Source organism: Ruegeria sp. BB7 (assembly GCF_056539365.1).
On the sequence record NZ_JBQFUV010000001.1, the window covers coordinates 41,908 to 54,261 of the forward strand.

Consider the following 12,354-nt stretch of genomic DNA (forward strand, 5'->3'; position numbering starts at 1 on the left):
CTTACGCTTCGGCAGGTGTTTCTGCTTCGGCGGGGGCTTCTTCCGCAACGGCTTCTTCAACCGGAGCTTCTTCGAACGCGCCCAGGTCCACGCCTGCAGCACCCATCTGAGCGGTCATGCCGTCCAGAGCGGCACGTGCGGCCAGATCGCAGTACAGAGCGATTGCGCGGGCTGCGTCGTCGTTGCCGGGTATGATGTAGTCAACGCCATCGGGCGAGCAGTTGGTATCGACAACAGCCACAACCGGGATACCCAGCTTGTTGGCTTCGGCGATGGCCAGCGCTTCTTTTTTGACGTCGATGACGAACAGCAGATCGGGAACGCCACCCATCTCACGAATACCGCCCAGCGAAGCCTGCAGCTTGCCCTGGTCACGTTCCATGCCCAGACGTTCTTTCTTGGTCAGGCCTTCGGCGCCCGCTTCCATCGCTTCGTCGATCTGGTTCAGACGGTTGATCGACTGGGAAACGGTTTTCCAGTTGGTGAGCGTGCCGCCCAGCCAGCGGTGGTTCATGTAGTACTGAGCCGATTTTTCAGCGGCGTCTGCGATCGGCTGAGCTGCCTGACGCTTGGTACCAACGAACAGAACGCGGCCACCTTTTGCGACGGTGTCACGAACAGCCTGCAGAGCCTGATCCAGCATCGGAACGGTCTGGGTCAGGTCCATGATGTGGATGCCATTGCGCGAGCCGTAGATGAACGGGCCCATGCGGGGATTCCAACGCTGTGTCTGGTGACCAAAGTGAACGCCAGCTTCCAGCAGCTGACGCATGGTGAACTCGGGAAGAGCCATGCTATTTTCCTTTTCCGGTTTACGCCTGGGCGGGGGTGAAAGAAGCGAATGCTCCAACCGGCGGTCTTGATGAGGATGTCTCCCTCAAAAAGGCCAAACCCCGCCTGCGGGTTTGAATGGCGCGCGTATACGGCAGGTTTTGAAGCAGTGCAAGGGCCAATCGCCCTTATTTTTCAAGTCTCGCCAAGCTGTGCGCATGACGCACGGCCTCTTCGCAATGCGCGGCCAGCGCCTTGCGGTTCTCAAAGTCACTGACCTTGGCTGGGGCGTGATAGATCAACTCGACCGCCCCCTGCCTGCGCGCGCCCAATGTTTTCAGCAGATGTGGCCCGAATTCCATCTCTCCCCACCAGCCGTAGAACCGATCAGGCTGGCCTGTGGGGGCATGGAATACCACCGATACCGGCTGAACATACATAAAGTCACGTAATTCATCCGCGAAGAACGCCGCAAAGAGCGTTGTTTTAAATGGTAAAACCTGCAATCCGTCGGTTGAGGTTCCCTCTGGGAAGAACAGCAATTTGTGCCCAGCCTTCAGGCGGGTTTCAAATACCTTGGTCTGTTCTTTGGCCTTTTTGCGATCCCGCTCGATGAAAACCGTTCCGGTCGCTCGGGCGAGCCAACCGATACCGGGCCATTTGGCAACTTCGGCCTTGGACACGAAATAAATCCGCTTTCGCGCGTTCAGCGCAAAGATATCCAGCCACGAGGTATGGTTTGCAACTACAGCACCCCGTTCCTGCATCAACTCGCCTGAGGTGCGAAAGTCGATCCCTAGAATTCGAAATGCGTTGCGGCAGACGAACTGAGAAATATACGGCGTGACTGGACGCTGAACACCGAACAGTGGGCGCTCGATCAGGCGAACGGCTAGCAAAACGATCAGGCCGCCAAAGACCAGAATGGCCAAAGGCAACCCCCGCAAGATCACCAGTATACAGCCGATGAGACCCAATTTAACTGGATCAGGTGCCTGCTGACCATTCCAAGAAGATACGTTCACGGTTTATGTCCCGCCATAGATGCGTTTCTGCCGTTCGTTCATACGAGCAGTATCAAGGATCAGACAGACGTCGGTGGTGTTAAAGGCGTGGTCGACAAACGCACCCTCACCCACAAAACCGCCAAGGCGCAAATAGGCCTTGATCAGCGCCGGAACCCGAACCATCGCGGCACGGCGATCCAGATCATCAGGGGCTACAAGATCCATGGATTCATATACTTCTGGCTGCGCTCTCACACGCAAATCGGGCGGCGCAAGATGGTTATGGTGCAGCATCGACAAGGGTTGTGCCAACTCCTGAACATCCGTTCCGTGAAAACTGGCGACGCCAAACAGAACTTCGATTTCTCGTTCGCTCACATAGCCTGCTAATCCGTTCCACAGGTGGTACATTGCGGTGCCGCCGCGATAGTCCGGGTGCAGGCAAGACCGGCCCAACTCCAACAGCTTGCGGCCGCTTTGCTTTAGAACGGACAGGTCATATTCATCTTCGGAGTAAAACTGCCCCAATTCCGCTGCACGTTCGCCCGGTAACAGCCTGTAAACGCCAATAACTTCGCCCGTGAGGTCGTCTATCGCCAGCATGTGGTCAAAGTATGGGTCAAATTTGTCCCGCTCCAGCCCGACCTCATGGTCCACCATCTCACCACCGCCGCCTAGCTCGCGAACAAACACGTCATAGCGTAGCCGTTGGGCGGCACGCATTTCGTCCTCGGTTTTTGCAAGTTTGACGGTAAAGGAAGGGCCTGCATCCGGCATTGGTGTTTCCGTTTTTGTTTGCGCGCTGATACCGCAGTTTCCAAGGGGATGGCAACAAGAGCGGATGAACGGTAGTTGTTAACCTTTCCTAAACCAGTTTCACGGATCAAAGACCAGCATCAGGGCGATGCGTGTCCCGTCAATCACCACTTTCCCCTGCTCGCGGAAGTTTACGGTGATCTTGCCCCCGATATTGGACTGCACTTGTCCAACGCCCCAATCGGGGAAATCGGGGTGGCGGACAAACATGCCCGGTGCAAGAATGGCATTAAGGTCTGTCATTGGGGGCTCCGGTCCGTCGGCAGATACAGCAGGAGGTACGCATGAGCGACACCACAGTCAACCTGGCCGAGTTGATCGGTTCCCGGATCTGTCATGATCTGATCAGCCCGATTGGTGCAATCACCAATGGCCTGGAACTGCTCGAGATGGTTGGCGCGGTTCAAGGCCCCGAGATGGAGCTGATCTCGGGCAGTGTCGGCAGCGCCGGTGCCCGAATCCGGTTCTTTCGCGTGGCTTTCGGTTCAGCCAGCGATCAACCCCTGGGGCGGGCCGAGGTTGCGGACCTTCTGAAAGATGTGGAGCGTGCAGGCCGCGTTCGCGTCAATTGGCACCTAACTGAGGCTATTCCACGTAATCAGGTCAAACTCGCGTTTCTTGCCCTGATGTGCTGCGAAAGCGCGATGCCGTTTGGTGGAGAGGTTACAATTGATCACACCGAAGGCAGTTGGACGGTTACCGGAACGGCCGACAAACTGAGCATGGACAATGATCTTTGGAGCAACCTGCCTAGAGGCCGCTTTGCCAACAAGGTGACACCTGCACAGGTGCAATTCGCCTTGCTGCCGGAAACCGCGTTATCCATGGGGCGGCGGGTCGCGGCGGAAACCACCTCAACCCGCGTAGTGATCCGGTTTTAAGACCGGGTCGTCCCATTTCCGCGCACAAGATACTTGAAGCTGGTTAGCTGTGCCGCACCCACTGGGCCGCGCGCATGCATTTTGCCAGTCGCAATACCGATCTCGGCACCCATTCCGAACTCACCACCATCTGCGAACTGGGTCGAGGCATTGTGCATCAAGATCGCGCTATCAAGGCGTTCAAAGAACCGTGCGGCGTTATCAGCGTTTTCGGTCATGATACAGTCTGTGTGGTTGGAGCCGTATTGACGGATATGCGCAATCGCCGCGTCGATGTCAGCGACAGGTTTGGCGGCAATGATGCTGTCCAGATACTCCTTGCCCCAATCCTCGTCCGTGGCGTCGACGGTGCGTTCATTAGACAGGACCCCTTCGGCGTGAACCTCAACGCCTGCAGCCTGAAGCGCGGCTATTACGTCTCGTCCTAGTGTTTCTGCTACGTCCTGATGGATCAACAGACACTCCGCCGCACCGCAAATTCCGGTGCGCCGGGTCTTGGCATTCAGCACGACATCCAGCGTTTTCTGTGGGTCGGCATTCTTGTCGATAAAGATATGCACGATTCCTTCGAGATGCGCAAAAACCGGCACGCGCGCCTCGCGTTGAACCAAACCAACCAGCCCTTTACCGCCACGGGGCACAATGACATCGACATAATCCGTGAGCGTTAACAGCTCCTGAACGGCGGCACGGTCGCGTGTGGGCACCAGTTGGATGGCGTCCTCGGGAAGGTTCGCGGCCTTTAGCCCCTCGACCAGGCAAGCGTGGATGGCACCAGAGGAATGAAAGCTTTCAGATCCGCCGCGCAATATCACCGCATTGCCGGATTTCAGGCACAGCGCGCCCGCGTCCGCTGTTACGTTCGGCCGGCTTTCATAGATTACACCGATCACACCCAGAGGCGTTCGGACGCGCTGAATGTTCAGGCCCGAGGGCATATTCCATTCCGCCAGCGCCTCACCCACCGGATCAGCCTGGTCTGCCACGGTGCGCAACCCGTCCACCATGCCCTGAATGCGACCCTCATCCAGCATCAGGCGGTCCATCATTGCTGGGCTCAGACCTTTCTCGCGACCGAATTCCAAGTCTTTCTTGTTTGCTTCGATGATATCGGCCCGGTTCGCCCAAACCGCATCAGCTGCCGCGATCAGAGCGGCATGCTTCCGCTCGGCACTGGCATGAGCCAGATCAGCCGAGGCAACTTTGGCGCGTTGCCCAATATCGGCCATCAGCGCGGGAATACTGTCGAAATCCTTCATCTCATGTGCCTTTCGGTCGGTCTTTTGGTGTTCTAGCATCGCGCTTTTAAAGCGCCAAATCGTCCCGGTGGATCAATACAGCCCGACCTGGATAGCCCAAAGTCGCCTCGATTTCTGAGGATTTCCGGCCCTTGATCGCATCCGCTTCTGGTGCGGTATAACGACTGAGACCCTGAGCAAGACGACGGCCAGTCGGATCCAGAATTGCAACCGGATCGCCACGGCCGAAATCTCCGGTCACTTCAACAATGCCGGCGGGCAAAAGGCTTTTACCATTGCCAAGGGCCTTGGCCGCACCTGCATCGACGACGATTTCACCACGTGGCTTCATGGCAGAGATCCAGCGTTTTCGCGCCGCATGCGGATCCAGTGTCGCAGTGAACCATGTGCTGTTTGCGCCATTGTGAAGCATTTTCAAAGGGTTCAAGGGAGAACCTTCTGTAATAGCCATGTCACAACCCGCCGCAATTGCCATCTTGGCTGCCAGCAATTTGGTCTTCATGCCGCCCTTGGAAAGACCCGACCCCGCATCACCCGCCATTTCTTCAATTTCCGGCGTGATCTCGTCGATCACGTCGTATCGCGTGGCCGAGGCATCCTCGGTTGGGTTGCCGGTATAGAATCCATCAACATCAGATAACAGGATCAGTTGATCTGCGCCCACTGTAACGGCAATCTGTGCGGCGAGACGATCATTGTCGCCATATCGTATCTCATCAGTTGCGATTGTATCGTTTTCGTTGACAATTGGGACAACACCCAAACTTAGCAATGTCTCAAGCGTTGCTCGGGAATTTAAATAACGGCGACGGTCTGCGCTATCCTCGAGAGTTACCAGCACCTGCGCAGTGGTGATTTTATGTGGTGTCAGTGCCTCTTCATAAGCGCGGGCCAGACGGATTTGACCTACCGCAGCCGCGGCCTGAGATTGCTCGAGCGGTAGGTCAACCATTGGCAGGTCCAACACACCGCGCCCTAGGGCGATAGAGCCTGAAGAAACAAGAATGACATCTGTTCCCTGCCCTTTCAGCCAAGCGACATCCTGTGCCAAGGAATGCAGCCAGTCCGATCGCAATAACCCTGTCTTCCGGTCCACCAGCAACGCAGACCCGATCTTGACCACAAGTCGTTTGGCCGAGGTCAGGGTTGCCACGTCTTAGCCTCCTCAACGGGCTTTTGCCGCAGGCGGTTTTCGTCAATCTGTGCGCGCAACGCACGCAGGACTTCGGTCACGCCAAGATGGGCAACGCCGGACATGGTCATGACAGGGCCGCCGACGGCCTCTTCTAATTCTGCCTTGGCCAGATCGCGCTCCTCCTCATCCAGCGCGTCAACCTTGTTCAGCACCGTGATGCGAGGTTTTTCAGCCAGTTCGCCACCGTAAGCTTCAAGTTCATGAATGATGGTCCGGTAGTCGTCCGCGACGGTTTCCGAAGTGCCGTCAACCAAATGCAGAAGAACGGCACAGCGTTCTACATGACCAAGAAAGCGGTCGCCGATGCCCCGCCCCTCATGCGCGCCCTCAATCAGGCCGGGAATGTCTGCAACAACGAATTCCACATTGTCGACGCCTACGACGCCAAGATTGGGGTGAAGCGTGGTGAATGGGTAATCTGCAATTTTCGGCCGCGCGTTGGACGTCGCGGCCAGAAAGGTGGATTTCCCCGCATTTGGCATCCCCAGCAGGCCCACATCTGCAATCAGTTTTAGCCGCAGCCAGATGGTGCGGTCGATCCCAGCTTGCCCCGGATTGGCGCGACGCGGAGCCTGATTTGTGGCCGATTTGAAGTGCAGGTTGCCGAAGCCGCCATTGCCGCCCTTGGCCAGCAGAACCCGCTGGCCGACTTCTGTCAGGTCGCAGATGACGGTTTCTTCGTCCTCATCCAGAATTTCGGTACCGACAGGCACACGTAGCACAATATCATCACCGTCCTTGCCCGTGCGCTGCTGGCCCCTGCCCGGCTGACCGTTCTTGGCAAAGAAATGCTGCTGATAGCGGAAATCGATCAGGGTGTTGAGCCCATCGACCACTTCGGCCCAGACAGACCCACCCTTACCACCGTCCCCGCCATCGGGTCCGCCGTATTCAATGTACTTTTCGCGCCGGAAGCTGACGCAGCCGCCACCTCCGGCCCCGGACCGGATGTAGACCTTTGCAAGATCGAGAAATTTCATGTGTGTCCCCTACTGCAAAGGCCCCATCGGCCACAAGTCAGAGTTTCTTGGTGTATGTCCAGGTGGGCACGTTTGCATCACGAGCCACCGAATAACTTTCGGCATCGCCAAGGTATTGAAACCCACAATGAGTCAGCACCCGGGCCGAAGCCGGATTGTCCTGAAACACGCTGGCGAACATGTTGGCATTCTTAAGCGGATTGGCATTTACCAGAGTTTCAACGGCCAGCGACGCAACACCCGTGTTCCAGTAAACAGGCGCCACCCAATAGCCGACCTCAGACTGGTTGCGGTCCAACCGCGTTAACGAAATCAGGCCGATCAGCTCGGGACCACCGTCTTTGGTGGCGTCCATCGCCCACACATCCTCATCACGGTCCTCGGCCATCGAACGGGCAACAAATGCCTCGATTGAGCCGGGCGGCAGCGGATGCGGGATAGACGTGGTCATGCGAGCCACGCGTTCATCGCCTGCATAATGTTCAATGAGACCCAGATCCGACCGGCGCAGTGGGCGCAGGTCGAACCGCTCGGTTTCTATGACCGGCTGGTTTATGATCGTCTCAAGTTTCATGAGTTCGTTCCTCCTCCGAACAACACGTAAAATGCGGAAACAACTGAGAATCCAATTAACGTCCACATCAGATATTTTCTGGCCAGGCGATGTTCAACCACGTGGGCAATCCGACCTAGAGTCAGGTTCGGCATATTGCTTGCAAGGTTGGTCATCGGGGCCATTGATCAAATTCGTGTTAAAAAGACAAAAGGGACCGGCATTTTCTGCCGGTCCCCCAAGAATTTTAAAACCTTATGGGTTTCGGCTTACTCTGCGGCCTCCGCCACTGGCAGGACCGAAATAAAGGTGCGGTTCTTGAGTCCCTTGTGGAACTTCACGGCGCCATCAACAGTTGCAAAGATGGTGTGATCTTTGCCCATGCCTACGCCTTCGCCCGGCCAGAACTTGGTGCCGCGCTGACGCACGATGATGTTGCCTGCGATAGCGGCCTGGCCACCATACAGTTTCACGCCAAGGCGGCGACCAGCTGAGTCGCGACCGTTACGGGAGGAACCGCCAGCTTTTTTATGTGCCATTCTCTCTCTCCTTAGCCTTGAGCCAGCTCTTTGGCTTGCTCAACCCATTCGGGTTTCACTTTGATGGTGTCGATAGCAGCAATCTGCTCGTCCGACAAGGCGGCCAGAGCGGCAAAGCTCTCGATACCGGCTTCTGCCAGCTTTTTGGCAGCGGCGGGACCGACACCGTTCAGCTTGGTCAGATCGTCAGCGGCAGCCGCAGCGGCAAGTGCCTCTTCTTTGGCTTCAGCTTTCTTGGCAGGCTTTTTCGCCGCCGGAGCAGCTTCGCCAGCCGGAACCGAACCGGTTGCAGCTTTAATGCCCGACTTGTCAGCGCCCGACGACAGGATGTCGGTGATTTTGACCAGAGTCAGTTTCTGACGGTGGCCAACGGTACGTTTCGAGCTGTGCTTACGACGGCGCTTGACGAAGTTGATGACCTTGTCACCTTTGATCTGTTCGATCACTTCGGCCTGTACGCCTGCGCCTTCAACGAAAGGTGCGCCAACAACCGGAGCGTCGCCGCCCAGCATCAGAACATCGTTGAATTGAACTTTTTCACCTGCGTCGGCAGCCAGCTTTTCAACGCGGAGGATATCACCCGCCTGAACCTTGTACTGCTTGCCGCCAGTCTTGAGGACCGCAAACATGCGTCTTTCCTTTGTCTAACCGCGTTCTGTGGTCCCCGAATGGGTGTTTCTGGCCTAGGCCACCTCGAACAGCGCGCCCTTTTCGGGCTGTGTGACGACCCAAGGGCATACGCCCGGTAGGTCAATAATAACGAGACCCGGCGCGGAGATTCCGGCCGGGATGCGCGCTTATCCAAAGATTGCAGGAGAAAGTCAACATCAAATACAGGACTAAAGGTCAGACCCCTTCAGAACCTGCGCGACAGCCTGACCCAGCTTGTAATAGATGGAATCGAACATCTGATCAAAGCTCTCAAATAAAGCTGTGTTTACAGCCTTGCCCGTTTCAGTACGCGAAAACGCAATGTTCTCGCGCATCTCGCTGTCGCTCAGTGGTCTATAGGCAAGCAGAAAGAACGAATATAACCATGTCCGCGTTGACTCGGTCGTGTCGTCCTGTTGCTCCAGAAGTTGCGCGAGAAGTTCCGAGTCATCTCCCGTACCCAAACTCATTCCACGAAAAAAATTGAAATCAGCGCTAAGAGCGTTCTGAACATTCTGGTCAATCAGGTTGTTGACCACAATGTATTCTTCAACCAATCGAAAAAATTGTGCGTTACGATCCCATCCTACATAGGCGTCATTCGCCATCTCTTCGATCGCCTCATCCGACAATGCCACGCGGGCGGACAGTTCAAGCGAAGTGATGGTCTTTCCCAGATCACTTTCAAAAACCAATATGGCGCGATCCAACTGGCTGTCTGTAAGGGTTTCCTCGAACACCTGCGCGATGTGGCCACGCATGCTTTTCGCATCGTAAATCCGGTCTACCTGATCGAGAAAAACTTGCCCTCCCTGATTTTCCAGAAAGCTCTGCTGCAGGTCCTGCCCCAAATTGTGCCCTTCATTGCGAAGAATATCGATGACCTCATCGACCTGCAGAGCCTCCATCAAGCGTTCGACCTTTTCTTCGGCCTGGACAGGCATAGCCCACAGAGCGAGGGTCAGGAATGCCGCGGTCAAACGCATCAGATGTCCTGTGCCGGGTGAAGATCAGCCATCCGGACGGCCAGAGTTTCAAACTTCATCGCCATGATTTCGTACTGAACGGCATTCAGCAGTTCATAGACCTCTTGCATCAAAGGCTGTTCCAGCGCTTCGGCATAGGCAACAATATCTGCGTCCGAGAAATCCTGATAGGTGTAGGCTGCTCCTGCCAATGCAGACAAATGCAGAGACCGGCGCGCACCAGCCTCATTCCTTTGTATCATCTGGCGCAACTCATCAGGATCGAGTTGTAGGTCGATCACACCAGAAGCGCTTGCCGCGAGCAGAAACCGAAGCTGGATTTCCTGCAATGCCCGCAAAGAAGTCTCGCTGGAATCTATGGCTGCGTTCATCCGCTTGAGGGCTTCAACGCGCATTGATCCCTCTTTGATAAGCGCCGCGACAATCTCCTGACCTTGCTGTTGCCTACTATCATCATCATTCATGTGTGAAGCATTTTCGACCTCAACCAGCCGTTGACCGAGGTCCGAGGCATAGAACTCAACCGCATGGTTCAACGCCTCGTCGGTGAGCGTTTGCTCAAGAATCGACACGGCGATTTCATGCATATCCTCTGTGTCAAAGACTTCTTCGGTAAGGCGGGTCCAATCCGCACCAAATCCGTCCGGGTCGATGCCCAGCATCCGGGGCGCGGAAGCAGACGATAGTGCGATACTCTCTAACGCCACATCGAAACCTGTGGTCGTTAAAAAGGCTTCTATACGATCGCGCCCGGCAGCTGCGGACGGACCTGCCAGTGTGGCAAAGGCTAAAATCAGCGTGAAACAGGAAATTGCGATACGGCGTAGATGATAAGTCATACCAAAGAGCCTAGGCGTTTTGTGCTCTCTGGCAATGGAAAATACGGTAATGGTGAAAATCAGGAATTTTCTGCTTGCACCCCCGCGCGTTCCTCACTAAATCCCGCCCTCACAGACCCCCGCGGAGAGGTGCCGGAGTGGTCGAACGGGGCGGTCTCGAAAACCGTTGTGGGTGCAAGCCCACCCAGGGTTCGAATCCCTGTCTCTCCGCCACTAAAATCGCCTAAGTGTTTGTTTTTATTGACAACATCTGACATGGTGGTGTTGTTATCCCCCACTCTGTCCATATTTCGGACTGAAAACGGTTGCCTAACCATCGACAGGCGTCCTTTCGAAAAACTCAAAGTTCTTGATCTAACCGGGCCTATGCATTGAAACTGGCGCTTGGGGGAGGTCGATATATGATTAGTGCGAATACGATTACAGCAATTTATGATGCATCTTTTTCCGACAGACAGTGGCACAGAGCTCTTGATAGTTGCTCTGATGCGATGGGCGCAAAAGCAAGCGCACTCTACGAGTTTTCGAGCCTGAGGAAAATAAACTTCCCCTTAGAAGCAACCAGTTCTTTCTTTCTCTCGATTCCTGAGATGGTAAAAAAATATAATGAACTTGTTGAACCAGGCAAGGGTTCAAACTTCGATCGGGAGGGCTTGGGTGCGACCCATAAAATTCCTACTTTCGACGTCATTTTGGATGAAGATATTTGGAAATTGGATGATGAATACTTGAAGCGCCCGGAAGTAGAACTTGTCTTGGACGCAGTTGGCGCTCTACGCCGTTCTCTCGTGAACCTATCGGATGATCCAAGCACATTCCGTGGAGTGGTCTTTCTGTATGGGCGCGAACATGACAGACAGCTACCTATGTTTACGCGGAACATTGGGAATCAGTTAGCACCTCATTTGGCAAAAGCCATAGAGCTCAACAGATTTACCGCTGAGCTTAGAATCCGGTATAATGCCGCACTTTCGGTTTTGGACAAAATTGAAACGGGGATTTTCTTGCTGCTTGAGAACGGGGAGGTCATTTTAAAGAACCGTGCCGCCAATAAAGCTTTAGATTGTGGTGATGCAGTGGTTTTGCAAAAGAACAAACGACTGTTATGCCAATCATCCCAGTCCCAAGAAGCCTTGTTGCACGCGATACGCAGCGTGAGCCGGACAGCGAACGGAGATAATGATGACCCTGGTCGCTTTGTAAAAATTGAAAGGCTTGGCTTCGATCAACCTTTGCTTGCTGCAATATCACCGCTACGAGATAGCGAAATCGAACTAGACAGAGGTTTGCGCGGTGCATTTCTGACGTTAATTGACCCCTTGCAACCGATGCAAGTGCAGGCTGAAGCTATCGCTCTCGCATACAGTCTCACTAAGGCTGAAAAACGATTATGCAGCCTTTTGATATCAGGGAAAACGACAAAAGAGCTTTCAGAAGAGCTCGGGTTGAGCCCAGAGACGATAAAGAGTCACCTAAGTTCGATTTACTCGAAGAGCGGGTGCAGAAATCGAATATCGTTCGTCTGGCGTTTATTTCAATTTGCCCCACCTATATTATGAACGCACGGAAGCCTGTAGGGGCCGCTGCATCTTGATGGAGCGAAAGTTTCCACAACTGGTCAAGTAGTCATTTTTGAAGCCGATCTAGAACCTAACAGAAGTTGGTTTCCGAAAACCTGACGTTATTGATGAACTATCTATCCCCCGATTGGGGGAGGAAACACAGGTCGTTGTCTGGCATGATATTGCTGGTTTTGGAGCGTCGTGGATTCCGTGTTGTCGCGGCTTAGTATTTTCCAAAGTTAGAATCGGATACTTCAAAGTTCCTTTTTGAGAGCGTCGCTTCCTAAATCACTAAAAGTCATTTTTTTAAGTCAG

14 protein-coding genes and 1 tRNA gene are annotated in these 12,354 nt (G+C 54.7%); 3 read left to right on the top strand and 12 right to left on the bottom strand.

Features of this window, described 5'->3' with window-relative positions; genetic code table 11:
- Position 1: 1 nt before the first annotated feature.
- From rpsB to ACR0D7_RS00230, 4 genes are all read right to left on the bottom strand, one after another.
- Positions 2 to 793 (bottom strand): 30S ribosomal protein S2, encoded by a 792-nt coding sequence (gene rpsB / locus ACR0D7_RS00215; RefSeq protein ID WP_480677238.1) that lies wholly within the window; start codon positions 791 to 793, stop codon positions 2 to 4.
- Positions 794 to 959: 166 nt separating this feature from the next.
- Positions 960 to 1,796, bottom strand: coding sequence for a lyso-ornithine lipid O-acyltransferase (gene olsA / locus ACR0D7_RS00220; protein WP_480677239.1), 837 nt, complete (start codon positions 1,794 to 1,796; stop codon positions 960 to 962).
- A 3-nt stretch (positions 1,797 to 1,799) separates the two neighbouring features.
- Positions 1,800 to 2,555, bottom strand: coding sequence for an L-ornithine N(alpha)-acyltransferase (gene olsB, locus ACR0D7_RS00225; protein WP_480677240.1), 756 nt, complete (start codon positions 2,553 to 2,555; stop codon positions 1,800 to 1,802).
- A 99-nt stretch (positions 2,556 to 2,654) separates the two neighbouring features.
- Complete coding sequence (locus ACR0D7_RS00230; protein ID WP_480677241.1) at positions 2,655 to 2,837, bottom strand: DUF3553 domain-containing protein; 183 nt, start codon at positions 2,835 to 2,837, stop codon at positions 2,655 to 2,657.
- Between the two features lie 41 nt (positions 2,838 to 2,878).
- Between ACR0D7_RS00230 and ACR0D7_RS00235 the strand changes: the two genes are divergently transcribed.
- Complete coding sequence (locus ACR0D7_RS00235; protein ID WP_480677242.1) at positions 2,879 to 3,475, top strand: histidine phosphotransferase family protein; 597 nt, start codon at positions 2,879 to 2,881, stop codon at positions 3,473 to 3,475.
- Here ACR0D7_RS00235 and ACR0D7_RS00240 read toward each other — a convergent pair.
- The 8 genes from ACR0D7_RS00240 to ACR0D7_RS00275 all read right to left on the bottom strand — a co-directional run bounded on the left by ACR0D7_RS00240 (position 3,472) and on the right by ACR0D7_RS00275 (position 10,477).
- Positions 3,472 to 4,734: a glutamate-5-semialdehyde dehydrogenase gene (locus tag ACR0D7_RS00240; RefSeq protein ID WP_480677243.1), complete on the bottom strand. Its 1,263-nt coding sequence runs from the start codon at positions 4,732 to 4,734 to the stop codon at positions 3,472 to 3,474. The two genes, ACR0D7_RS00235 and ACR0D7_RS00240, sit on opposite strands and share 4 nt — an antisense overlap.
- 46 nt (positions 4,735 to 4,780) lie before the next feature.
- A complete protein-coding gene (gene proB / locus ACR0D7_RS00245) occupies positions 4,781 to 5,887 on the bottom strand; it encodes a glutamate 5-kinase (protein WP_480677244.1) in 1,107 nt (368 codons plus the stop codon).
- Positions 5,875 to 6,909, bottom strand: a complete 1,035-nt coding sequence (gene obgE / locus ACR0D7_RS00250; RefSeq protein ID WP_170570252.1) for a GTPase ObgE — start codon at positions 6,907 to 6,909, stop codon at positions 5,875 to 5,877. Before obgE ends, proB begins: the two co-directional genes overlap by 13 nt.
- A 37-nt stretch (positions 6,910 to 6,946) precedes the next feature.
- Positions 6,947 to 7,483, bottom strand: a complete 537-nt coding sequence (locus tag ACR0D7_RS00255; RefSeq protein WP_170381158.1) for a GNAT family N-acetyltransferase — start codon at positions 7,481 to 7,483, stop codon at positions 6,947 to 6,949.
- A gap of 248 nt (positions 7,484 to 7,731) precedes the next feature.
- On the bottom strand, positions 7,732 to 8,001 hold the full coding sequence (gene rpmA, locus ACR0D7_RS00260) for a 50S ribosomal protein L27 (RefSeq protein WP_010440093.1): 270 nt from the start codon (positions 7,999 to 8,001) through the stop codon (positions 7,732 to 7,734).
- Between the two features lie 11 nt (positions 8,002 to 8,012).
- The gene (locus ACR0D7_RS00265) at positions 8,013 to 8,630 is read right to left on the bottom strand and encodes a 50S ribosomal protein L21 (protein WP_480677245.1); all 618 of its coding nucleotides are present in this window, start codon (positions 8,628 to 8,630) and stop codon (positions 8,013 to 8,015) included.
- A 210-nt stretch (positions 8,631 to 8,840) separates the two neighbouring features.
- Positions 8,841 to 9,638, bottom strand: coding sequence for a DUF2059 domain-containing protein (locus tag ACR0D7_RS00270; protein WP_480677246.1), 798 nt, complete (start codon positions 9,636 to 9,638; stop codon positions 8,841 to 8,843).
- Positions 9,638 to 10,477, bottom strand: coding sequence for a DUF2059 domain-containing protein (locus ACR0D7_RS00275; protein ID WP_480677247.1), 840 nt, complete (start codon positions 10,475 to 10,477; stop codon positions 9,638 to 9,640). Before ACR0D7_RS00275 ends, ACR0D7_RS00270 begins: the two co-directional genes overlap by 1 nt.
- A gap of 123 nt (positions 10,478 to 10,600) precedes the next feature.
- On the opposite strand from ACR0D7_RS00275, the gene ACR0D7_RS00280 reads away from it, so the two are divergent.
- Both ACR0D7_RS00280 and ACR0D7_RS00285 read left to right on the top strand, forming a co-directional pair.
- Positions 10,601 to 10,690 (top strand) — tRNA-Ser (locus tag ACR0D7_RS00280).
- A gap of 188 nt (positions 10,691 to 10,878) precedes the next feature.
- Positions 10,879 to 12,036, top strand: coding sequence for a helix-turn-helix transcriptional regulator (locus tag ACR0D7_RS00285; protein ID WP_480677248.1), 1,158 nt, complete (start codon positions 10,879 to 10,881; stop codon positions 12,034 to 12,036).
- Positions 12,037 to 12,354 lie beyond the last annotated feature (318 nt).